General features: G+C 47.1%; 16 protein-coding genes. All 16 read right to left on the bottom strand.

Going from position 1 to position 23,743, the window contains the following annotated elements:
• Nucleotides 1-8: 8 nt before the first annotated feature.
• The 16 genes from AC58UX_RS03010 to AC58UX_RS02935 all read right to left on the bottom strand — a co-directional run bounded on the left by AC58UX_RS03010 (nt 9) and on the right by AC58UX_RS02935 (nt 23,667).
• Nucleotides 9-1,859 (bottom strand): exo-alpha-sialidase, encoded by a 1,851-nt coding sequence (locus AC58UX_RS03010; protein WP_497249596.1) that lies wholly within the window; start codon nt 1,857-1,859, stop codon nt 9-11.
• A 332-nt stretch (nt 1,860-2,191) separates the two neighbouring features.
• Nucleotides 2,192-3,169: a 2-hydroxyacid dehydrogenase gene (locus AC58UX_RS03005; RefSeq protein ID WP_497249594.1), complete on the bottom strand. Its 978-nt coding sequence runs from the start codon at nt 3,167-3,169 to the stop codon at nt 2,192-2,194.
• Between the two features lie 15 nt (nt 3,170-3,184).
• Complete coding sequence (locus AC58UX_RS03000; protein WP_497249592.1) at nt 3,185-5,623, bottom strand: hypothetical protein; 2,439 nt, start codon at nt 5,621-5,623, stop codon at nt 3,185-3,187.
• Between the two features lie 35 nt (nt 5,624-5,658).
• Nucleotides 5,659-8,139, bottom strand: coding sequence for a hypothetical protein (locus AC58UX_RS02995; protein WP_497249590.1), 2,481 nt, complete (start codon nt 8,137-8,139; stop codon nt 5,659-5,661).
• A 112-nt stretch (nt 8,140-8,251) separates the two neighbouring features.
• The gene (locus AC58UX_RS02990) at nt 8,252-10,684 is read right to left on the bottom strand and encodes an alpha-glucuronidase family glycosyl hydrolase (protein ID WP_497249588.1); all 2,433 of its coding nucleotides are present in this window, start codon (nt 10,682-10,684) and stop codon (nt 8,252-8,254) included.
• 33 nt (nt 10,685-10,717) lie between these two features.
• Nucleotides 10,718-11,530, bottom strand: a complete 813-nt coding sequence (locus AC58UX_RS02985) for an HpcH/HpaI aldolase family protein (RefSeq protein WP_497249586.1) — start codon at nt 11,528-11,530, stop codon at nt 10,718-10,720.
• A gap of 11 nt (nt 11,531-11,541) precedes the next feature.
• Nucleotides 11,542-11,994 (bottom strand): NanQ anomerase/TabA/YiaL family protein, encoded by a 453-nt coding sequence (locus AC58UX_RS02980; RefSeq protein WP_497249584.1) that lies wholly within the window; start codon nt 11,992-11,994, stop codon nt 11,542-11,544.
• A gap of 19 nt (nt 11,995-12,013) precedes the next feature.
• Nucleotides 12,014-13,627: an extracellular solute-binding protein gene (locus AC58UX_RS02975; protein WP_497249582.1), complete on the bottom strand. Its 1,614-nt coding sequence runs from the start codon at nt 13,625-13,627 to the stop codon at nt 12,014-12,016.
• Nucleotides 13,628-13,668: 41 nt separating this feature from the next.
• Nucleotides 13,669-14,553 carry a carbohydrate ABC transporter permease gene (locus AC58UX_RS02970; RefSeq protein WP_497249580.1) on the bottom strand — a complete coding sequence of 295 codons (885 nt, stop codon included), beginning with the start codon at nt 14,551-14,553 and terminating at the stop codon, nt 13,669-13,671.
• A gap of 17 nt (nt 14,554-14,570) precedes the next feature.
• Complete coding sequence (locus AC58UX_RS02965; RefSeq protein ID WP_497249578.1) at nt 14,571-15,503, bottom strand: ABC transporter permease; 933 nt, start codon at nt 15,501-15,503, stop codon at nt 14,571-14,573.
• Nucleotides 15,504-15,614: 111 nt separating this feature from the next.
• Nucleotides 15,615-17,627: an AraC family transcriptional regulator gene (locus AC58UX_RS02960; RefSeq protein WP_497249576.1), complete on the bottom strand. Its 2,013-nt coding sequence runs from the start codon at nt 17,625-17,627 to the stop codon at nt 15,615-15,617.
• A 240-nt stretch (nt 17,628-17,867) separates the two neighbouring features.
• The gene (locus AC58UX_RS02955; RefSeq protein ID WP_497249574.1) at nt 17,868-18,665 is read right to left on the bottom strand and encodes an HAD family hydrolase; all 798 of its coding nucleotides are present in this window, start codon (nt 18,663-18,665) and stop codon (nt 17,868-17,870) included.
• 30 nt (nt 18,666-18,695) lie between these two features.
• Nucleotides 18,696-19,763 (bottom strand): bifunctional heptose 7-phosphate kinase/heptose 1-phosphate adenyltransferase, encoded by a 1,068-nt coding sequence (locus tag AC58UX_RS02950; RefSeq protein WP_497249572.1) that lies wholly within the window; start codon nt 19,761-19,763, stop codon nt 18,696-18,698.
• A 15-nt stretch (nt 19,764-19,778) separates the two neighbouring features.
• Nucleotides 19,779-21,740: a GSU2086 family protein gene (locus tag AC58UX_RS02945; RefSeq protein ID WP_497249570.1), complete on the bottom strand. Its 1,962-nt coding sequence runs from the start codon at nt 21,738-21,740 to the stop codon at nt 19,779-19,781.
• 27 nt (nt 21,741-21,767) lie between these two features.
• Nucleotides 21,768-22,691, bottom strand: coding sequence for a DUF4432 family protein (locus AC58UX_RS02940; protein ID WP_497249568.1), 924 nt, complete (start codon nt 22,689-22,691; stop codon nt 21,768-21,770).
• A 64-nt stretch (nt 22,692-22,755) separates the two neighbouring features.
• Nucleotides 22,756-23,667 carry a dihydrodipicolinate synthase family protein gene (locus tag AC58UX_RS02935; RefSeq protein ID WP_497249566.1) on the bottom strand — a complete coding sequence of 304 codons (912 nt, stop codon included), beginning with the start codon at nt 23,665-23,667 and terminating at the stop codon, nt 22,756-22,758.
• Nucleotides 23,668-23,743 lie beyond the last annotated feature (76 nt).

Here is a 23,743-nt window from a genome sequence, read left to right as displayed (position 1 = left end):
TGGGCAATTTAGTTAACTTTAATGATGCATTTATAAATTGTTCCGTATTGGTTGCTTACAGCAGTTATCATTGCGGTTCCTGCTTTATGTGCAGTCACGACCCCAGTCGAGGAGTTAATAGAAGCTACAGCAGTTAAATCTGAAGTCAAAGTAAGTGTATTGATTGCTACATCGGACGATTCTCCGCCTATCGTTAGGTTGTACTTGAGTGGTGTAGTTTCTCCAACATTCAGTACAATTGTCGGCAATTTTGTAACACTGTCATCAGTCGGTGTAAGTCCAACGCCGTAAGTTGCTGTTGTATCAGCACTAAATAACGTCTCAATCTCGTTGTTTGCGATTTTAGAGAAGCCAATCGTTGGGCCTGCTGGTGTTTTATAAGTGTAGTTCATCAAAGCATTTCCAGCTTTGTCAACGACAACCGATGGATATTCATAGGTCTCCCCATTGTTCATGCCATCCTTAATCATGATCGGCTTCCATGTCGATCCTTCATCGGAAGAAATCAATAAACTGAAAGAACTTCTATTACCGTCTTGAGTAGGCTTAACTACGCCACGTGCGGTTTCTTGATTTGTAGCTATCAACCAGTTGCCATTTGGAAGTTTGGAAAGTTCAAAACCGCCATCATTTTTCAAGTAAGGATCAACTTTGGGAACACTCCATGTTACGCCATTATCGCTTGACTCTGAATATGTCGTATGCCATGCCATGCGTCCGTTTCTGCCGTCTAACTTACCGCTTCTAAAATAACCGCGAATCTTGCCATCATTCTTTTGAATCAATGAGCCTTGAATCGTACCTGATCCCACAATTGGGTCACTAAATTTCCATGTGATGCCGTGATCGTCGGTATATGCGCAAACTGAATTGGACAACGAATCTGAATACAACGGCAAAATTAATCTTTTGGTAACGCCATCTGCAAGTGTGACTTCAATCGGTTTATTTTTGGTTTGCCATCCAAGTCTGCGGTAAATGGGCCCCCATGTATTCACGTTATTATCTGCACCAGAAGCACGCTCAATTGAATTTTTAATAATTGGCGGCTCATATTTGGTATAACCACCAGTACCATTCGGAGTAAAGATTCCATTGGTAAGCAAATTGACGACTTCAGCTGTTCTACCTTCATAGACATCATCGTAAGGCTTTGCAGCATTCAAATAGGTAATGTACTGATCATATTTATTTCTCATCGAGACAACAAAGCTGTCTGTAATATAACGCTGATCATTAGGGTTAAATTTTGAAGTTACCGGTACGTACTTTGACGGGTCTAGAGGCTTTGTAAGAGTGACAGAAGTTGGTTTTACGAACTTAATATCTGCACCCTTGATGCCATAGTTCCACTGTCCATTTGCGTATGTACCTTCGCCCACCATGCCGTCCCCAACATTCGTGTAGATCGGCTGTGGATAGTGCCACTTCGCATTGCCGCCATTGCGAGTGTTATACTCATAGCTCCCCTTATCGGCATACATGAACTTCGTTTGCGTGGATACCCATTGTCCGTTGTATATGACGCCGTAGAACAACCAAAGTCTTTCTGTGCTATCTACAAAAAGAACCGGGTTGTTATCTGGGAAATCCCATGTATCATAAACAACAAATGGTTCTGTCCATGTTTTCCCGCCATCTTTCGAGCGAGAACCGATCAATTTGGTTAAATTCCCATCTCTTTCTCCATTTCCGTTAAACCATACAGAGAAGAGCGTACCATCTGGCAGTTCAACCATAGTGGAACCATGATTGGCAAGAGTGTCGACAGGCATCATTCTAGCATGGGAAATGCCTTCCGGCGCAGCTGCATCCGCAACTAGAGAACCAAACATACTAAATGCTAAACTTAGAGACAATAAGAGGCTTAAACGTTTCATTTTCTTCAAACTGGGTCACGTCCTTTCATATTGTTAATAAAAGTACCCTTAAATGCTAGCTGTCTTTCGTGTGAATACGTTTACATAACAATCAGTGAATCGCCATTATCCCCTATTTTGATTTCATCGAATAAGTCCTCCTATGTAATTAGTTTGGCTAACACGAGGATCATAGCACATACTTTTCGAGCATTTTAATATCCAATTTAACGTTAAAAGTACCGTTTTTCCGCTATTTGGACCTTGTTTCATTTCACCGCTATGATGCAAGTTTCTGGTTTTTATTAGGTATTAAAGAAATTAATAACAAATTAGTTCCATGACTCCTTATTTACCAGAAATTTGGGTCGTTGCCCCTCCAGACCCTGCAGCAAATTCTCCGCTGCAATGAGTGCCATCTTCATCCGCGTTGTGATGCTGGCGCTGCCAATATGCGGCAGCGTGACCACGTTCGGCAGCGTAAGCAACTGATGGTTCGTCTTGACAGGCTCCTCTTCGAACACATCAAGACCTGCCGCCCAGATCGTTCCATCGCGTAAAGCTACGTACAGGTCAGCCTCGTTGACAATACCGCCTCGCGCAACGTTGATGAGGACGCCGCTTTTTTTCATCCGCTGCAGCTGCTCCATGCGAATCATGTTCACCGTCTCTGGGGTATACGGCATCAGCAGCAGTACAAAATCGGAAACTTCAAGCAATTGGTTCAGCTCCGCATATTCGAGCCCGTAGATCTGTTCCGCCTCTGGCTTTCTATTGCGGTTATGGTAGAGCACCTGCATGTCAAAGCCACGCGCTCGCCGGGCGACTGCCTCACCGATCCGCCCCATACCGATAATCCCCAGCGTGGAGCCATACACTTCTTGTCCGGTGAGGAGCATCGGAGACCATGTCTTCCACTCACCTTTTCGCAATACATCGGAGGCTTCCACAAGACGACGAGCCGTGGCAAGCAGAAGCGCGAACGCTAAATCTGCTGTCGTTTCAGTCAAAACCTCCGGCGTATTCGTCACCAGAATCCCCCGCCGATTAGCTTCGGCAATATCGATATGGTTATAGCCTACTGCCATCGTGCTGATCACCTTTAACTTTGGGGCAAGAGCCATAAGGGATTGATCGATTTTGTCAGTGATCAGACAGTAGAGGCCTTCCGCCTCCACGATATGCTCTTCGAGAAAAGCTCTTGGCGCTGGTTCATCTTCCCTTGGCCACACGATCAGCTCATAAGCTTCCTGCAAAACAGCAATAGCATTCTCAGGTACTTTTCTGGTTAAGAGTACTTTCGGTTTCATATCGTTGATCCTTCCTCATGGTTTTTGTCCCTCATGTTTCATGACCCATAGCTCATTAATGTATGGACCTACGCCCGATTCTTCATTGACCCATACGATCTCCATTTTGCCAGCTGATATCATATCCGGTGTAACCAAATACTCATCCAACAAGCCTCGATACTTCACTTGCACATCGTCGACATACTTCCCGTTAACGAGCATCCGAACGCGACCACCCCACAGCCCCATCACCTTAATGACATAGGAAGCGTGTCGATCCAGATCATCGTATGTCACCTTGATCGGTGCCGAATAATAGGCATTCAGATAAGTGATCCAGGCTAATGGCGGGCAGGTTAACCCTGGTAAAATGCGATTCAGCGCTTCTCTACAAACTCTTGTATAGGTGGTAGTCGATGAGGTCTTCAATGTTGCTTGCAGAAGAGCTGGATTATGCCTTAGCAGCGCGGTGTTCAAGAAGCCCGGATCGTCGGCCCACGTATGAGCAAATTCAACTCTCGATAAGGAGTGATTGAGCGCAAAATTATCGTAAAAGCCGCCTATTCCGGGATCGGTTCGGTTCATAATGCTGTCGTTAAGAGCGGATAATCGCTCTTGTTCATCTGACATTTGTCTAATGATAGCAAAACAATTTTTAAGGAACGCCATATCATTCAGAGGCAGATCAATGCCGTCCATAAATGCGCCACGGATCACTCCGATAGCTTTATGCTTTTCCACAGTTAGCTGGGCTCCGATATGGTCGAACAGTCGGTCGGCAAGCTCGTCGCACTTCAATTTAATATCCATGCATACCGGTTCGGTAACTTTCTTATCCAATATTTGTTCCGCAAGCTCCATGGCTTTTAATGTGCCTAGTTCAACAGCTTGAGCCAAAACATCCATAGCCTTACACTCAAGCTCAGTTTCATGAATCCATCTTCTTTGAATATAAGCATCATAATTCGCTCGCAATAAGCCCTGCTCGAATCGGTAATTGTTCTTAACCTTGTCGTCTGCCACTGCTTCCATGGCCAGCCACTGCTTGAATGTGACTGGAATTTGGTGGCTTGTCGCCACAGGTCCTTCGAAATTCCGCTCCAGTGCTAGCAAGCCTTGGCTAACCCCATCTTCAAACTCGGGACCGATAAAGAATCGGGCATACTCTTTTAACGTATCGAGCACAGGCGTATCCGGGCTCCAGTCCTGACCGCTCCACACAAATTTATTCACGTCATCGTTGATGCCCTCGGAGTAGCTTAACGAGCCGACAATCCCATCGTTCTTCGTTGAGTTATGAATTTGTTTCTGAGCTACTGGCCTCGGGTTAATGCACTCTCTGGAAAGCGTCATTGCAAACGCCGTATCCCAATTCGCTACCGGATATTGGCAGCTAAGGCTGTGCGTAATATCAGGGTAACTTCGAATGGCTATAGATTCTGGAACAAGCTTTCTAAGCTCAGGCAGGGAGTGTTTTTCCCACGGTCCAAAAACAACTCCGGAGAGCCAATCTGGTTCTTTGCGCACATTTTCAAAAAAAGTATGCAGCCACTCATCTGTCGGATTAAAGGCCTGCGGGGAAACCCACAACTTGGCGTTGGGATGATGTTTACGCAGCACCTCGGCTTGCATCGCCATAAAATCGAATAAATCCTGCGCGCTTAACGCACCTGGATCTCCGCCAGGCACAAAGACATGATCCACTCTTTTCATTGAACCGAAAATTTCATCACGCTCTGCCAATTGCAGCTTCAGGTACTCAGGCTTCATAAACTCTTCATCGCTGCCAGAGGCTGGATACCAATTATCTTCAGAACCCATATTTGGATACCAAATCCAGACATCCAAGTCCATAGCATCGCATACTTCCGATACATGCTGCATCATAAAGAGCGGATCATATTTCATCAGCGGGCCGGTTCGATCGTCATCCGTGATTGGCGGCATGATTTCTATACTGTTGGCTCCAAACAGGGCTAGCTCTCGGATGTACTGGGCATAAATTTCAGGTGTCCAAGCATCATACGCATTAGTTTTGGGTCTGTATCCAAGCTGATGCCCTCTCAAAGGGAAATGTGGTGTTTCAGAGATACTGATCGTAGAAGGAGCCTTAATACTGGCTTCGGTGAGGTACATCAATCGGAGCAGCTTCCCTACGCCATACAGGACACCTCTATCATCAGCGCCTTCTACCGTAATCGTAAATCGCCCCTCTTGATCCGTAGATATTCTGAAGCCCTCCGGATCAGTCGCTTTCTCGCGTAGCTGGTTTACATATTTAACGGTAATCAGCGGCCTAGAATCTGCAGGTGGCGTATCCACCACGGGAATTCGAATTCCCGTTCGTTTTTCAACTTCCTCGACCATAATAGTTACAGCGGTCATTCCTCTAGCTTGCATAGAATCCGTTGCGTAAATGCTAGCGTCGGAAATATCAATCACTTGTACCCCGTTGCATACGGTGTGCTTCATCATACCTCTCTCCTTTTCTTCACTTGGCAATCGCTCTATCCCATCGTGCCATTAAATGAAGCACGTTGAATTTCTGCTAAATGCGGAACCTCTTGCAAAGACGCAAGATCCTTTGATCGGTCCCCCGCTCTCATTAACCAGACCTCAGCGGCATAAGGGCCTACCCGATCTGGAGCTGTATGCCATGACAGGAGAAGCCGCCCCTCTATAATCGCCTCACGGGGAACGAAATACTCCTGCTGCACAATTGGCACGCTCACACGGAAACCTTCAGCAAGAACATAACGATCATTGGCTATCAGCTGCATGGGTCCGCTGCGTGCGGTCATAAATCCGCTGTAGGTCACCTTCAGGATGTAATCACAGTTGTTATCCATATGCTCGTATTTCAGTGTGAGCGGGGATTTATAGAACGTAGTCAGCTGTGTCAACCAGGCCAGCGGAACAGGGCCGATTTCCCGCTTTCTTTGCTCTGTGAGATGAAGGAAGTGCACGCAGTAAGCAGTAAACACCGAATCTTCGAACGCCGGATCTTCCTCCCGGCTACGTTTCATGACCACGCGATCCCAGCTTGAGGCCGAACCCAAATTATCGTAATAACCGCCAGGACCAGGATCCGTTCGACGTATCGCTTTGTTGATGATCTCCAACCGACTGTTCTCATCCGTCAATTGCCGAGCTTGAGCGAGATGGGCAAGCAGCCAATCTGCATTATTGAGCGGTTGGTCAATATCATCCATGAATGCCCCCCGATCCCAGGCGATCGCGTGATATTTGCCGACCGACGATTGAGCACCAATCGAGTGGAATAGACGCTCAGCGATTTCTTCGCAGGCTTGGCGCTGCTTCATCGCAACCGGTACAGTACGGGCAAATCTCAGTATTGGCTCCGCTTCAGCCAAAGCTAGCAAGGCACCCGTCTTGGAGGCTTCCTCCAGCGCAGATACTGCTCGCAGCTCCAGATCGGTTTCGTGTAGAAGGCGCCGCCGAATATAGACGTCATAGTTTGCGCGAAGCAAACCCATTTGGAATCGGTAATTGTCCCGTACGGAAGCCCCAGCGGTGTCCTCGATGTCCTGCCACTGTCTGAGCGTCGCTTCTACGCCATCGTTTGCAATGAGCGGCCCCGTCCAATTGCGTTCCAACGCCAGGATGGCGCCGGCCACCGCTTCCGTGTAATCAATACCAATGAAGAAACGCGCATACTCACGAAGCGTGACAGCCACATCCGTGCTTGGATCCCAGTCTTGCGCACCCCAAATGAACTTATTTACATCATCATAGATGCCTTCAGAATAAGTAAGGCTGCCGGTCGTATAGGCGCAGATCTGGTTATGGATCTGTTTCATGGCCACCGGTCTGGGATTGATGCTTTCACGCCCGTGCGTCATGGCCAACGCGAGATCCCACTCCCGAATTGGGAACTGGGCGGCAAAGTTATGCGTGATATCCGGGTAATTACGTATCGGAATTGCTTCATCCAGCATCTCCCGCATTTCATGCAGCGACTGTCGCACCCATGGTCCATGTGCTACACCTCCGAGCCACTCCGGCTTGCGGTTCACCCCGTCCATAAACCCTTGTACCCACTCATCCGTAGGCTGGGGGTGCTGAGGTGAGAACCATAGTTTGGCCTCGGGATGATATTTCCTTAATAAACCAGCGATCTGTTCCGTCCATCTAAAAAATTCATCCAGTTTGATATGTCCCGGATCACCGCTAGGAATTAATATATGGTCGATTCTAGGCAGCTTGCGGAATATTTCTTCCCGTTCTGTCAATTCGAATGCAAGAATTTCGGGATCGCTATAATCGGTCGCCATATTCGGATACCAGATCCACACATCAAGACCATAGGAATCGATGATTTCAGACAGCCCAATCATCATATCCAGAGCAGGCACCTTCATATGTATGCCTGTGGCCTCGTCATCTGTACGAGGCGGCACAATCTCGATACTGTTGGACCCAAATATAGCCAATTCGCGGATATACTGCTCAAACTGTCCCGCTGACCATGCATCGTAGGCGTTCGTTTTGGGTCTGTATCCGAGCTGATGACCACGCAGCTTCATAGCAGGGGTACTGGAAATTTGCAGCTTCGAATCCAGCAGAATCCGACCAGGCGTAAGTTGCAGCTCGCGCAGCAGCTTGCCTACACCGTACAGCACACCGCGCGCATCGGCGCCGACAACCCATACAACTGGCGGTTTGCCGGCTTGTGTCTCCACGGCAACGCGGAATCCTTCTACCCCCGGACAGGGCAGCTCGCCCAACAGCTCCGAGTATGGAAGCTTGGAAGTTAATAAATCTTTAAGCGAGGTCTCGGATACGATGATGATTTTGGGGACTTGGGAATGCGTGGTCGTGTTGTGATTAGTAGGCAGGGTAATTCCGGTTCTCTTTTCGATTTCTTCAATGAATACGCGAATTGCTTTGTTCTCATGAGCTGATGCACGAGATGAACATATGATTACAGCGCATGTGAGATCAATGGATCTCGAAGATGACGTCATGTTTGAACACTCCTTACTGCCGGATACGATGGATCCGGAAAATTAAGGCCCCCTTAACTCACATCAGCCTTAACGTGAATTGGAGGGAGCCTTTTAGATATCGTGCTTTCGCTTATAGAGCCTTGGCCATGGTTGAGTTGCTAGGGATAATCCAAACCTCAGAGACGTTTAATCGTTTAAAGCCGCTGATTCTTTTGAAGGTGAGGTTAAGCGTACCGCTGGTCAATGCCTCTTGCGGAATCAACGATTCGATTAACGTGCACTGCCCTTCTTTTACAAGTACGTTCTCATGAATCGTGCATTCACCATTCGCTGTCAATGTTACGCGATAATCTCTGGTATGTTCCCCAATGGTATCCCCCACGTAATTGACCTTGATGGTGTAGGAACTAGCAGGATCCAGATCCTCATAGCTCAGTGAAAGCTCGGTATCGGCAAGTGTATTCGCATGTCGGACAGCGGCCAATGGTGGAATATGACCCGCTGCTGTCGTCCGTTCATTTTGCAGCAAATAAATGGCAGGGGCCATTCTTGGCGACTCGAGATACCCCGGATCAAGTTCCCAGCCCTTACCTTTTTGAACCCGCTGCCATCCTTGATAAGAGCCCAAATTATCGTAAAACCCTCCAGGTCCCGGATTCGTGCGGTGGATCAGTTGATGCACGGCTTCCAGACGCTCTGCTTCACTTTCTAATTTCAAAATGGAAGTAAACTGTGATTTCAGCCACATCGCATCATTCAGCGGAAAATCAATGGCGTCCATGAACGCCCCCCGACCTAACGCGATCGCATGATGCTTGACCACTGAGAGCTGCGCGCCGATGTTCTTGAATAGCTCGTCGGCCAACTCCCAGCAGCGTGAACGGTATTGCCCTGCTACCGGTGCAGCGTTCGCCTTCTGCAAGACAGCTTCGGCTCGTTCTATTGCTGTGGCTGTTCCCACTGTCGAGGCAGCTTTCAGCCAATCCTTAGCTTCCTTCTCCAGCTCCGTTTCATAAATCAAACGCCGTCTGGTATACGCGTCATAGTAGGCGCGAAGCAGCCCCATTTGGAAACGGTAGTTGTTCGCTACCTCCGGAGGTGCGGAGTGCTCCATCAACTGCCACTGCCGCAGCGTATCATCAACCGGCTCGTTAGCAATCAGTGATCCTTCCCAATTCCGCTCCAGAGCCAACAGCCCTTGAGCGACGCCTTCTGTATAATCGGCTCCGATAAATAATCGAGCAAAGTCGCGCAGCGTTTCAATGACCGGCGTCCGCGAGTCCCAATCCTGGTCACTCCAGATAAATTTATTGACGTCGTCATTGATGCCCTCGGAATACGAAATATTACCGATAGCGTAGGACTCCAACAGATTGTGAATATGCTTTTGCGCAAGCGGTCTCGGGTTAATACTTTCACGGCCTAGCGTCAAGGCATAGGCGAGGTCCCATTCCTGCGCAGGATACTGGCAATGGAAATTATGCGTAATGTCTTCATAACGGCGGATCGGATACTGGTCGGGCACGATTCGGCGCAAATCCGGCAGGGTAATATCTACGTGCGGCCCGAATACAATCCCGCCAAGCCACTCCGGCTCAAGCAGAACATTGGCGAGAAATCCTTCCAGCCATCGCTTCGATTCGTGAGACATCACCTGTGGGGAAAGCCATAGCTTAGCCTGTGGGTGATATTTCCGCAGCAGTCCGGCAACTTGCTCTGACCAATCAAACAAGAGGTCGGGCTCGAGATCCCCGGGATCGCTCCCCGGAATGAACACCGCATCAATATGCGGCACTTTGCTGAAAATCTCTTCCCGCTCCGCCAGCTCGGCTTGAACCGTTTCTGGATTCGCATAATTGTCCGCCATATTCGGGTACCAAACCCAGGTGTCCAGACCATACGAATGGATGATTTCTGATAAACGGATCATCATCTCCATCGGATCTACCTTCATTAGCGGGCCCGTCGGGTCATCGTCCGTACGCGGAGGCATAATTTCGATGCTGTTGGCACCGAATAAGGCAAGTTCGCGAATGTACTGCTCGAACTGCTCAACCGACCACGCGTCGTATGCGTTCGTCTTAGGTCTGTAGCCCAGCTGGTGTCCTCTGCATAATTGCTGAGGCGTACTCGAGATGGATAGATTGGCATCTACCAAGATCGATTGACGCTTCAGTTTTGCTTTTCTAAGAAATTTGCCGATACCATACAATAGACCCCGCTCATCCTCGCCAACGATCAGGACAACCGGCTTAACCTCTTGTTGCCCCAGCAACCTGTAGCCTTCTTTGCCGGGAGCTTCCAATTGCTGCAGAGCAGCAGCAAACGGCTGGATGTGTTCGTTAAGCGACTGACGGGTCCCCGCGACAATGACCGGGTTGCTTCCTTCAGGCTGCTTATTTGTAACCGACAGCGTGATGCCCGTCCGCTTCTCCACTTCTTCAACCAATACAGTAATCGCTTTCGCTTCAACTGCACTTAACCCATTAGGAATCAGCACCATAGCGTTCGATAAGTCCAAGACAGCGGTATTCTGAATAACAAATTGTTGATTGCGGCTCATTTGGTCCCTCCTGTTTCGTTTTCACATGAATGACTAAATATGAATTCTGTTTTCGGCACTGTGTGCCGCATCGCCTAGCGCCTGTTTAATTTCATGAAGCTCGCGCGTCATATTGTCCACAAATGCTGTCATATCGGAGGCCTGGATAAACATGTTCATACCCAGCTTCCCCCACTCGATTTCCTGATCCACGCCGAAAAAATAATGAATGCCAGCTGTGACGCCTGCGGCTCTCGCTTTGCGGATAATCGTCTCGATAGCCTGCACAAATATCGGGTGCCGATACTGCTCGGGAACTCCCAAGCTGCAGGATAGATCGTGCGGCCCGATCAGCACGCCATCCAGTCCTGGTACAGCTAAAATATCGTCCAATGCATCCAACGCAGGTTTGCTTTCGATGTTCACAATCAATATATTTCCCCTGTTAAAATCCTGTAAATATTCAGCGAGCTGCGGCTCCGGTGTCTCACTGCCTTCGAGAATCCGCTGCAGCTTCTGCCCCTTAAGCGGCCTCAGCTTAACCGCACCTCTCAGCGCTTGAACCTGCTCCACGGTTTCCACATAAGGCGCGACGATACCAGCTGCGCCGGCATCCATGGCAATGCTTGCCTGATGCGGATCGGGGTAAGGAATACGAACGATCGGAGCGATCTGGAGCGCTGCGTAGGTGCGGCACATCCATGAAAGCTGATCGCGGTCCATGGACATGTGTTCCGTATCCAGAAAAACAAAATCCAGACCGAGTTTCTTTACTTCCGCAGGCCAGCGGGGAGACGTTGATATAATCAACGTCCCGTAGATGCGGCCTCCTTCATTCATCTGAGTTAAAAGTTCCCGACTGTTCATAGTTCACCTCATCAAATTTTTACTTTGAATACCGCTTTTTTCACCATCTGAGAGCCTTCGGCTGGAGAGAGGCAAGGCATGTGGGCATCGTCGGGATAAAAAATGGTGAAACATCCCGCCTTTACATCCACAAAATCCCCATCTCCAACCAACACCTTGTAGTCCTTCTCATCCAGGTGATCTTCCGTTACCGTTAAGTGGCCTGCATACGCCACTCCCATTCGTTCTGTCCCTTCAAGCATAACCTGGATGTCGATATGGCTTCGATGCGCTTCCCAGAAGCCCTGATCGTCCGGTCTTGTCTCATAGCTTTGAAGAAGCAGAAACAGCTCAGACCCCTGAATTTCGTATTTGCCAGGCTCCATCTCGTGCACGTTATTGCTGCTCAAAAAATCGAAGGCAGCGGCAAATTTCTCATTTAAACTGGTGTATAGTGCAGCATTTCGAATATGATCGTAGATCATGGATACAAGCCTCCAAACATTATTTTTTCAAGCGGGCATTTGCCTCGTTATAAATTTTCTCAATTTCCAGTGCACCTTTGCTGACTAACTGCTTGGCAAAGTCTTCATATTCGTTCAGGGAACGCGTACCCATAATAAATTTATCCATTTCCTGCTCAACCGACGTATCCACTTGCGTTCTCAGCTGTTTCAATTTATCCGTTTCTTCTTTAGTGAACGGTGGATCCAGTAATGGATTTTGGAAATAGCCTTTGCTATCCTGATCCATCAGCTTACTCCATTTTTCCAATTCAGGAGGGGAAATCGCAACAAGCGGTTTTTCGTCGACATACGTAGCGAAGGCTAGCAATCCAGTACCCACTGCGGACTGCATGGCATGGAATGGATCCGCTTTGGATAAATAGGCTTTCAGGACACTGTCCTGCACGACAGGATTCCCGTTCTCCAGCTTGTATTGTTCTCCTTCAATGCCGTAGTTGGTTACCTTTACGCCATCATCGCTGTACATCCAATCCATAAACTTGATGACTTCCTTCGGATCCTTCACCTTGGAGCTCACCGCATACAGGTGCCACCAGTCTTTCGCATACTCGTAATTGCGGGTTTGGCCTTTCGAGTTTTTCATAATGCGAATCTGCTCGAATTTAGCCTGTGGATCTTTAGCCTGAAGCGTCTTGGTAAACCCAAGCGCGAACGTATTGTTGTCGTAATAAAAGAGTGATTTGCCAGTACTCAGCTTCTCCTGCCAAGTCTGCTGCGTATTGATCGCATAATCCGGATCTAGCAGCTTTTCACTATATAGCTTGTTGAAATAAGTCAGCACCAGCTTGAAGTCCTCCGAATGCGCTGGGCCATACACATATTGGCCGCCGTTGATATCCGGGTCGAAATAAATCGTATAACCGGAGCCCAGTGCATAAGCCATATACGGAAGGAAATTCTTGATACCGTTGCGGAAAGTTAGCGGATACGAATCCGGATAGGCTTCCTTGAATTTCTTCAAAACCTGGTACAGCTCGTCAAATGTAGTCGGTGCCTGCAAATTTAGTTTTTTCATAATATCGTCCCGTACCAGCGGGAGCTGCCCGTAACGAACCTTCCATTTCCCCATTACCGGGAACCCGTACAGCTTTCCATCCACCATCAATTTCTTGATCTCAGGGTTTTGGTCCATCACCTTCTTGAAATTGGGAGCACTGTCCAGATAGTCGGTTACGGCAAGGAACATGCCAGCCTTCTGCATCGGAACGGCGTCCGGCAGGTTAGCTTTAGCGATTCTTACAATGTCCGGGATATTGTTTGTGGCCAGCATCGTTTTCAATTTCTCCGAATAGTTCGTGTCGGGCGTACCTTGCAGTTCAATCTTGACGTTGGTCTTTTTGTTAATTTCCTGAATAGCAGGCGAATCCAGTACAAGGGGCTGACTTGCAGCGTCTGGCAGCGCAACCTTTAACGTCATCGGTTTGTCCAGCAGCTTGCCTCCAGTGGTTTTCGCCTCTGCAGTGGGCTGGCTTGTAGCGTCCGGTTGTTTCGTCTCAGCTGCGGGCTGTGAACTACTGCAACCAATCAAAGCTGCGGAAGTTAGTGCCAAGGTGGAAATCAAAGAAATAACCTGTTTCTTTTTATTTGCCATTTCATTCGCTCCATTTCATTATTTAATTTAGTTGCTGGCGTTTATCCCTTTAAAGCCCCCACCATAACTCCCTTGACAAAATACTTCTGAATGAACGGATAGATGGCCAAAATCGGTGTAATTGTGATGATGATGACAGCGTACTTAATCGTTTCCGCAGTGACCATTCCCCCAACCTCCGAGCCACTTGCCGCCATACTCTGGTTCCCCATCTGCCCAGCGACAACGATTTTACGCATGATGATTTGGATGGGAAACAGCTTCTGATTATCCAAATAAATCATCGAAGGGAAAAAACTGTTCCAATGCCAAACCGCGTAAAACATCGTCATCGTTGCTAAAACCGGAACGGAAAGAGGGAGAACAATGCGTAAAAATATAATCAAATCGTTCGCGCCATCCATGAGAGCGGATTCATTTATTTCCTTGGGAATACCCGAAAAAAAAGTCCGCATCATAATCATGTACCATACGTTAATGGCCGGAGGCAGCAGAATCGCCCAGATCGAGTCCAGCAATCCCAAATTGTGAACTACCAAATAATTAGGAATAATCCCACCGTGAAAAAACATCGTTAACACAATAAGTACGGTAAACAATGTTTTTCCAGGAACATGACTACGAGATAGCGGATAGGCACACAAGGCTGTCATGGCAAGATTAATCGCAGTACCTAATGTGGTATACAAGAAAGTATTGGCATAGGAACGAACGATCGCTGGGTCATCCAAAATCGTTTTATAGGCTTCCCAGTTGAAGCCGGACGGAAAAAATTTCACCTCCCCCCTTGCTACACTAAACCCGTCGCTTACGGAGATGATCGCCATGTAATAAATGGGATACAACGTCACCAGCATGAGTATGAGCATAAAGAACACATTGACGCCGTCAAACAGCAAGGGTGCGATCCCTTTGTTTCTCCTCATAGGGGTCACTCTCATTTCTACCATAGGCTGGTTTCGCTTACTTTTCTGGAAATATAATTCGCTGTAACTACAAAGATTAATACAATGATCGATTGAAAGAATTCGACTGCCGTCGCAAAGCTGAAATCGCTTCCAAGAAGACCTCTGCGATAAACAAATGTAGAGATAACATCCGCTGTCTCATACGTCGGTCCGGTATAAAGCAGCAGTATTTTTTCATATCCGATGCTCATGATGTTGCCTAAATTAAGCAGAAACATAATCGTAATAACCGGCGCTATGCCCGGAATCGTCACATGGAATGCTTGCTTCCAGCGGTTGGCCCCGTCCATCGTCGCAGCCTCGTATAACTGAGGGTCTATCGCAGTGAGCGCCGCCAAGTAGATGATGGCTCCCCACCCGAGTCCCTGCCATATTTCCGAGCTGACATAAATCGTTCTAAACCACTCAGGCTTGAGCAGGAATTGAATCTTCTCAAATCCGAGTCCCCCCAGAATACGGTTGATCAACCCGTCATTGGTCAAAAAGTTGACGAGCATTCCGCAAATAACAACAGTGGAAAGGAAGTGTGGCAAATAACTAACCGTTTGAACAATTTTTTTGAATTTCAGTAGTTTGAGTTCATTTAACAAAAGTGCCAGCACAATGGGAGCCGGAAAAAAGAAAATAATCAAATATAAATTCATTAAAAGCGTGTTGCGTACTAGCTTCCAGAAATAAGGGTCCGACAAAAACTCCCGGAAGTATTTGATTCCCACCCATTCGCTGTTCCAGACGCCTTGGAATACGTTGTACTCCTTAAAGGCGATTAAGAGTCCGAATAGAGGACCATATTTAAAAAGCGCAAAGTACAGCATGGGCAGGATCATCATGAGATACATATATTTGTTTTGACGAATCAGCCTGATACGAATACCTCCTTTCGGTTTGAGTTGACTTAGTTGTATCACGCTTGCAGCCGAATCAAAACGTCCAATCCATGCATTTTTGTTTCATTTAGCCAACTATAAATACCATGTATCACTACTCCCACAGACTGTATCAGTTCTCCGCATGAACTCTTAGGTTCGACTTGCTTTTCTAAATTCATTAGGCGTTATACCTTCATATTTCTTGAACAATCGGATGAATGTTGTTCTGCTGTAGATGCCGACCCGCTCCGAAATTTCACTGATGTTCATATTCGTACTCTCGAGTATTTCTTTCGCCTTATTAATGCGCGTAATACTGATATAATCCGTAAGGTTTGTGTCCGTCTTTTCCTTAAACACCTTGGATATGTATTTCGAAGAAACCCCCATATGTTCGGCAATTTTCTCAAGATAGAGATCTTGATGATAATGGTTTTGGATATACTGAACGATCGTACTAACCAGCTGATCCGATTTATTCAAGGTACCGTTTTTTACTTTGACTGGGTCAGGTAGCTCGGCGATGAGAAAATCCGGTTTGCGATCAGCGGCTTCCAATGCAGCTGCCGAATCGGCATATGATCTAGCAATGCCATCAAGACCACAATAACCATTGCCAAGGCCGATCTGAATGCTGCAGTACCTGGCGTCATGCTGGAATGCTCCAATAATACCGCGCAGCGCTCTCCTGAAGTCATTCATTCCTTCCGTCTCATCCGTATTAACTAGACACACATACACGTTTTCTTTCGTTTCGAACACATGATTAGGCAAATACTTGCCCAATAGACTTTCAATAATTTTATTAATCTTATTCATGATCATTAACCGTTCGACGTCTTGAATTTCCTTATAAAAGTCAGTCTTATAAGAAAAGTTGATCGTACAACAAATAAAGTAATCCTTCTTAAATGACAAATCACACCGTACAATTTTGCCCAGCTCCTGATCGCTAACAGGCTTGCTTCCTGTCATGACATGCAGCAGCATATGATCGATATATTCCAAGGACATGCTGTCGAGCTTTTTTTTGAAGGTATTGTTTTTCTCAATAATTTGATGTATCCCTATTCCGATCCGATCCAGTTCGGTCTCCCGTTTACCGTTTGGCGACATCCATGAGGTCGACGGCTCATTCCCCTCGTTAAGCACAATGTCTTGAATCTTTTTAATTGGATTAAAGAGATTAAAGGCGAAAACAAAAGATAAAACGCAACCAATAATAATTAGAAGCAAGCAAATCGCTACAAACATGGTGAATTGATTCGTAGTTTGTGCCGTAAATTCGACGACCGGCGTGAGCGAATAATATTTCCACCCATATACACCTGATACAATATGTGAGACAAAATATGGCTTCCCCTTCACTGTCACTTCCCCACTGTTTAACTGCTCCTTCGTGAATAAGGGTGGCGTCTTCAGTTCGTTGCCGGTTTCGATGCCGTTCCAAACGAGATGATCATTGCTATCTAAGAGCAAAAAACGTGTACTCGAAAACATGGCATTTTCACGAATCGCCCTGGCAATCCTCTCCACAGAAATTGTCAAAACCAGATTGGCCTGATGGCCGTTCACGATATTTGAATACACAAAAGGAATCGCGTTTTTTTCAAATGATTGATTAAACACGACCTTAGAAGGATTGAGCAGCTCCAAATAGGTGTCCCGATTATTTCGACTTCTCCAATAGCTGGTGTCATAAGAATCAAATCGATAGATGCCGTTGAAAAAATAATTGAAATCCTCTACACCATCCTTCGTATATACTTTTTGGTCATCCACATAAACAAATAAATTATCGATGAAGTCTCCGATATCGCCAGAAATCCTGGAGATCGTGTAAGAGATATTAGGCAGTTTCACTTTGTCGGACGTGCTGTACATATTGAAAGGAAGCAAAAGCGACATGATGTTTTTATCGTAAAAAAAGCTCACACTCGACCGCTGGGCCGTCTGCAAATAAATATCAATAAAGTCTGCAGACGATTGTAAATTGGCCTCTATTTTATGCTTAAAATCGTCTTTCGCCTTGTTGCTGAAATTGATGTATACAAATGAGCCAATGACCAGAATTGGTAACAAAAGGGACAAGAAATAGAGCAAGATCCTCACAAACAATTTGTTTTTTAGCGGAAAGTACGTACTGAAATTGATCTTCTTCATCCCTGGAAAGCCCCCTTCTATTTCGATGGCGCAATCTCAGTATACGCGCCGCGCGAAAGTGATTAATATCACCAAATTGCTAGATCATGAACCATTTCACTCCTAGTGGGTATGTACCATTTTTCCGCCTATGTTTCATATTTCCCCCACCATTCCATCGTGGAACACCAAAAAAGCCATTCCTAGGAATGGCTTAATCCATGCATGTATCATGTATCGAATTCTGCTGCCTTGATTCATCTACCATCTCAGCCATTTCGACCAATATTGAAGATCTAAATAGTCACCTGCAATATGATCGGCTCCCGCTTTCAACAGCCGTTCTTCTTTAATCGAGTCGATCCCTTCACGGTTAACCTCATCGCTGGCCAATCCAATGGTCAGTGCATTATTCTCTTTGCCTAGTCGAATCTCCACCTTCCCATCGCCGATGACAGCCAACTCGCCTCCCGTAAAGCCTTTCTCTTCCAGCAGATCCTTGATTACTTTTTCTTTCGAGCAGTCGGCTCGACCGACAGGGGCACCCGCTATTTCTTTAAAAAATGGCCGAACACCCAGCACTTCCGCTTCATGGAGGACGTCGGGATGGTCAGTCCCACTTGCAACGTACATCTCAATGTGACGATTCTGAAGCTCAACTAAGAATGGGATGGCCCCTTTCATTAGAAAATCATCTGCACGTAGCTCACCTTGTTCCAGCTTGCAAATGCGATCATTCACCTGCTCAAGCAAACGACGGTTATATTCTGCTTTGTAATCCCAGGCATTCCATCCCACTAGATTCCAGCCTTTGTTTCGGACTTGGTCAGCAAGCCATTCCATTTGGAGCACTGTTTGGATGCCAGCAGATTGCTGAATATACGCATCAATTTCCGCTTCTAATTTTTTATCCTCTTCCTCCGTCAGTTTATGGGGACCAAGGATACTTTCTTTCATAAAAGGAGCCATAATCTCTTCCCAACCCGCTCGCAAGGTGGATATGGTTCCGTCAAAGTCAAACAAAACAGCCCGAACTGTAGGTCTTGTCATCGTGTTCATCTAATCTCTCCTATCTTCTACTATAGACAATTATGTGAGCATAAGGATTGCATCGTACCTGTGACGAATTTCTGCTGGATTGGCCGTTCCGGTCATCCCCAGCTTTTTCAAGACAACCGCTGTACTGAGATGCGCGAAGGCAATCGCAGTAGGTCCCTGTAAACCCAAAGCGAGCACACAGAGCAGAGACGCAGCGAAACAATCCCCTGCCCCAACAATATCAATTGGTGAATCGACGGGTTTGGTCGGCACATGAATATACGCTTCCTTGTCAAACCAAATCGCCCCATCCTCTCCAAGCGTCATACAGCAGGGAGCGCCATTCTTGAGAGAAAGCCTCTTACCAGCTTCAATCCAATCTTCCCACGTAGATGTAGACAAATCGGCATCAGGGCGATGCCATCTTAAGCTTTCCACCTCATTCGGCTTGACAATGACCTCGTCAAAAAGTCCGATCCGATCCCGACTGTCAACCACAATTAATTTGCCACGTTGTGCCCATTCGGTTAACCTCTTGCGGACTTCTGCTGCAATGATGCCGCACTTAAATTGATCAGTCACTACGACTGCATCGGATGATTCCATAATGAGGTCGATTTTCTCGAGAAGATTTTCCATTTGTGTACCATCCAAAGACTTCATATTAATGAAATCAATTCTGGCATCATCTTGCTTCGCGTTCTGGAGTCCCCATCGAATCGGTTTGCAATAAGCAGGCGTGATCCAGTTGTCTTCGACCAGGAGAAAGGTGTCCTTTATTCCAGCCTTTAGAAACAAATCACGCAAAATATTCCCTCGCCAATCGGGCCCAATGACTGAACAGATCGAAACCTCCTGACAGCCCAGCGCCTTCAGATTGAGGGCCACATTACCTGCCGCGCCAGGCGAAAAGTTTTCCTGTACAATCGGCAAGGGGTGATGAGGCGTCTCTCGTGAGAGCTCACTTTTAGTCATATCAGCATGCCAATACATATCCACACATGCGTCTCCGATGACGCCGATCTTTATTTTCGAGATGTCAGATAAAATGGCGTTCAGCGTTTCGCGAGAGAGCAGCTCATCCATACATCTGTAATCCTCATCATTCACAGCTTGCACGCAGTCAACCCCCTCCTAAGAATTAATATCAGTCACTTTCTTCCATATATTTGGAAGCGTAACTTGATGAAGCCCTTCAAAATGATACCCTTTGCCGCCCAAGCTGGTCGGTCGGTGTATGATATTTTTTCGTGGCCGATAGTAATAATCCCAATCCTCATAACCAACCTTTTTGTGATAATTACCTAAGCGAACGATATCAAAATTAGCCGTTGTTATCTGATGAACAGGATTTCCTAGATTTCTTGCAATAGATAAAGCCTTCAAGAACACCTCAGGTCCTGTTACGGTCGAACCGAAATTGACAAACAAGCCACCTTCGAGATTCGCTACACTGTGGCAATACGCCTGGAAGTCAAGTCCACTCGCACGCCCTTGATCCGCAAAGCTTCCGTCAGGATGAAGCTGGATATCATCTGTTCCGATTGTGATATGGCATGTATAGGGGATTTCTGCTGCCATACACGCTCCCATTAGGCTTTGTGACAAATAAGGGAAATCATCCAAATGCTTCGATGCATACCGAATGACACTTTCGCCATAACCCAATCCCAATATCCGGCCTTCCGCCAAGGCTCTGTGAATCATCTGTCCTGGCTCCTGCCACATTCCTCTTCGGCCTGTTACAAGCGAGCCGTCCTCTATTTCCTCGGCGTGCCCGAACGCGGCTAACTCTAGATCCTGAAACAATGCGGCCCCATTGACGGCGAGGTGAGTAATCGCTCCCTTGCAGATTAAATCGTTCAAATATGGCGTGACACCGCTGCCGACGACATTTCCCCCAAGTGATACTAAAACATGCTTTTTCTGACTTGTTGCATGCATCCACCTTGACATGAATTCTTCGAACTCGTCCGAGGCCCATGCCGGTATTTCCTTCTCTCCCGGAATCTGAGCCGCTTCCACCTTCAGCTTGCTCTTTCTTTCCTGAATTGGATACAGCCGAACGCTTTGCGGATTGAACAAATTTACATTATTCGGTATTTCAACCGTGGTAAAATCCATCTCCCGTTTTCTCTTCCGTATTGCCTGAAAAAAATACGGGATCGTTGCCTGATGAAGTCCATGGAACAAGTAACCATTGCCATCAATCTCGCTCAACTGATCCATGAAAATTCGGCGCGGTCGGTAATAATAATCCGGATCTGAATCCGCCGGAATGACGCTTCCGGTAACGGGTACGATGTCAAAGTTGGCAGCCGTAATGTTAGCCATTTCTAATCCAACATTCTTAGACAAGCTTAATGCTTTAAGAAAGATTTCAGGACCGGAGATCGCCGAGCCAAAATTGAGAAATACACCGCCTTCGTTCATCTGACTTACCGAGCGGCACATGGATTCAAAATCTCTGCCGCTGGCAGTTCCGAGCGATTCAAAATCAACCATCGGATGCTGATGAATAATATCTGTTCCGATGGAGATGTGGCATGTGTACGGCACTCCATAGCGCTGACACTGCACAAAAACACAATCCTCAACATACGGGAATTGTTCAGGATGAGTAGAAGCATAATCGAATAAACTTTCACCATATCCGAGTCCCTTGGCGACACCTTCGCGAATCGCCTCATTCATATAGCGACCCGTTTCTTCCCACATCCCGAAGGAGCCGTCTTCGATGGATCGAGCAACGTCTTCTGAAGTTTCCCCCATGAGAGCTAGTTCAAAATCATGGATGCTTGTCGCCCCGTTTCCTGAAACGTGGGTAATAATACCTTCCTTGACCAGCTCAATGATATAGCGCGACAATCCGTTCTTGATCACATGTGCGCCCATCGACCAAATGACAGGCTTGCCTTGTTTTCTCATCAGTAGCACTTGATCCACCAGCTCATGAAAAGCTTCAGGCGCTTTCCAATGCACAGGAATGTCTTCATTCGGCCTCGCCATGTTTTTGATCGTGACAAGGTTGGTTCTGGTCTTTACACTATTCGTCTTGATGTTCTCAAATGTAAGTTTAGGCGTACGGTATGCCATAGCGCAGCCTCCTTTCACAATGATGAATTACTGTTGCACAAGGTCGATTTCAAGCCAGGACGCCAGACTTCCCAGCGGCGGTACGCTTAGAGCCAAGCCCGCTTCAACAGCTTGCTTGACCGTAAGCTTCGGTGGAACGTTAAACATTTCCAAACCAATATTATAGTCACAGCCAAAAAAAGGATGATTAAGGTCGCTTTGGAAATTTTGCCAATACCATAAATAAGGCCATATCGTGTGATCCCAACGAATCTTCACTGCGATCCCTCGATCCGGGGAGACGATCCTATATTCACCATCAGGAGCCGTTACATATAAGAGCTCACGGTTCGTTCCTCTTGATGGCAATGTGGACAAATCGATTGGATGTTTATCCTCATACATCGCAGGCCACTTCCAGCTTTGCCCCGTCACCGGATGATGGATAACTGCCTCTTTCCCAAGTTCCACAATAGCGTTTTCCGTTAAGAAAGGATGGCCGAATGCCAAATGATGCCCCCAATTTGCCTCTAGCGGCGCTATTGGAGATTCGTTATAAATTTTCTCGTCTATCCGAACTTTCGAACTTAAGGACTGCAGGCGAATCGTTTTCTCCATACGGAAAGGCATGGATTGCATTCGTGCTGTCAACAAAATGATGACTTCATCCGGATCGTCTTTCACAATGTCATAATCCCACGGCACGAGGGCAGACTCTCCACGGTGCAGCGTTGCACCTCGATAAACATGCGTTTCACTGACCTCTGGGAACATTTCCTGCCATCCACCGAAATAGCTCATTTGATAATCTGAAAATAGCGGATGAGAGGGCAATAGGTTTCTACCTGCAAACCAAATGAGATCGCTGTCCGTTGGCTTATGCAACCATCGAACTGGCTCTCCCCCTCGATCCAAAAGTAAGGTAATGTGCAATACTTCATTCTCCAGCGAAATCGCTCTGTGACCTTTCACTGTGAGGTCATCCTGAATCCGACATTTGAAATTCCTCATTTTCCGATATAGGGAGCTTCCCAACTCAGTTCCTCGTTTCTTTAAGTTCATCTGTCAACCGGGAGACATAGGCAATCAGCTCATCCGCAATCCGCTCATGACAGGGGTCAAACGGCAAGATCGGCTCCCTCACTCGCGGGGTATCGTAAATCCCTTGTTTGTACAGGAGTCGTTTGAAAAAGTGGATCGACACGTCCAGATGCTGGTTCGCGAATGCTAAAACAGGCAAAAGCCGATAAAATAAACGGACGGCCTCCGCTCTGTTCCCCTCCGTGTACAGCCTGTATATCGCGGTATACACCTCATGCATGCCCGTAGGCATAAACGCGTGAATCCCTCGGTCCAAGCCCTCAATAAACTGGGTCACGGCCCATCCTCCGGCAACATGCAGGCCGCCGCCTGTCGCTTCCAGGACCTGACTATACTTTACACCTGCTGGAACCACCTCGATTTTATAACTGCGGAACGCCTCAATCTCGCGGAACAGCTTGGCGATGAGCGGCACAGGCACACCGAAACCGGAAGGATCCCAGTCCTGCAGCATCAAAAAGCCAGGATTTACACCAGCAATTTCCCGCACATCCCGCTCGTATTGCCGATCATCTTGATAGGGAATATTGGCCAGTATTCCAGCACACCCGAGCGAGATGAATTGTTCTGCATACTTCAGCCTTTCAGCAGAAGTAGCCGCTGTTGCTCCGCCGATAACAGGAACACGTCCGTCTGCTTCCTCCACAACAACCTCGGTCATGCGCAGCCTTTCCTCTGGTGTCAGGCGATGCAATTCCGCAGCCAGTCCTGGCACAAGAAAACCTACGACTCCCGCGTCGATCGCTAATCTGACATTTCGCCGCAGCGAAGCCTCGTCAAGCTCGTTCTGTATGGTGAACGGGGTGTTCAAAACCGTAATAATACCTCGCATCGCTAACGGATCCACAGATGGTTCACTCCTTACCTTCACGTTGTTCTGTTCATGAATGGTTTCGATGGTGCAACTTCAGTATAAGTGCCTC

It is taken from the genome of Paenibacillus sp. J22P90, assembly GCF_059692195.1.
Note: the sequence above shows the minus strand (reverse complement) of the source record. Positions and strands in the feature narration are given on the sequence as shown.

What these genes read in the sequence shown, in the direction of transcription:
- AC58UX_RS03005 (WP_497249594.1), bottom strand. Translation starts at nt 3,169, where the DNA reads ATGAAACCGAAAGTACTCTTAACCAGAAAAGTACCTGAGAATGCTATT.
- AC58UX_RS03000 (WP_497249592.1), bottom strand. Translation starts at nt 5,623, where the DNA reads ATGAAGCACACCGTATGCAACGGGGTACAAGTGATTGATATTTCCGAC.
- AC58UX_RS02995 (WP_497249590.1), bottom strand. Translation starts at nt 8,139, where the DNA reads ATGACGTCATCTTCGAGATCCATTGATCTCACATGCGCTGTAATCATA.
- AC58UX_RS02990 (WP_497249588.1), bottom strand. Translation starts at nt 10,684, where the DNA reads ATGAGCCGCAATCAACAATTTGTTATTCAGAATACCGCTGTCTTGGAC.
- AC58UX_RS02985 (WP_497249586.1), bottom strand. Translation starts at nt 11,530, where the DNA reads ATGAACAGTCGGGAACTTTTAACTCAGATGAATGAAGGAGGCCGCATC.
- AC58UX_RS02980 (WP_497249584.1), bottom strand. Translation starts at nt 11,994, where the DNA reads ATGATCTACGATCATATTCGAAATGCTGCACTATACACCAGTTTAAAT.
- AC58UX_RS02975 (WP_497249582.1), bottom strand. Translation starts at nt 13,627, where the DNA reads ATGGCAAATAAAAAGAAACAGGTTATTTCTTTGATTTCCACCTTGGCA.
- AC58UX_RS02970 (WP_497249580.1), bottom strand. Translation starts at nt 14,553, where the DNA reads ATGAGGAGAAACAAAGGGATCGCACCCTTGCTGTTTGACGGCGTCAAT.
- AC58UX_RS02960 (WP_497249576.1), bottom strand. Translation starts at nt 17,627, where the DNA reads ATGAAGAAGATCAATTTCAGTACGTACTTTCCGCTAAAAAACAAATTG.
- AC58UX_RS02955 (WP_497249574.1), bottom strand. Translation starts at nt 18,665, where the DNA reads ATGAACACGATGACAAGACCTACAGTTCGGGCTGTTTTGTTTGACTTT.
- AC58UX_RS02945 (WP_497249570.1), bottom strand. Translation starts at nt 21,740, where the DNA reads ATGGCATACCGTACGCCTAAACTTACATTTGAGAACATCAAGACGAAT.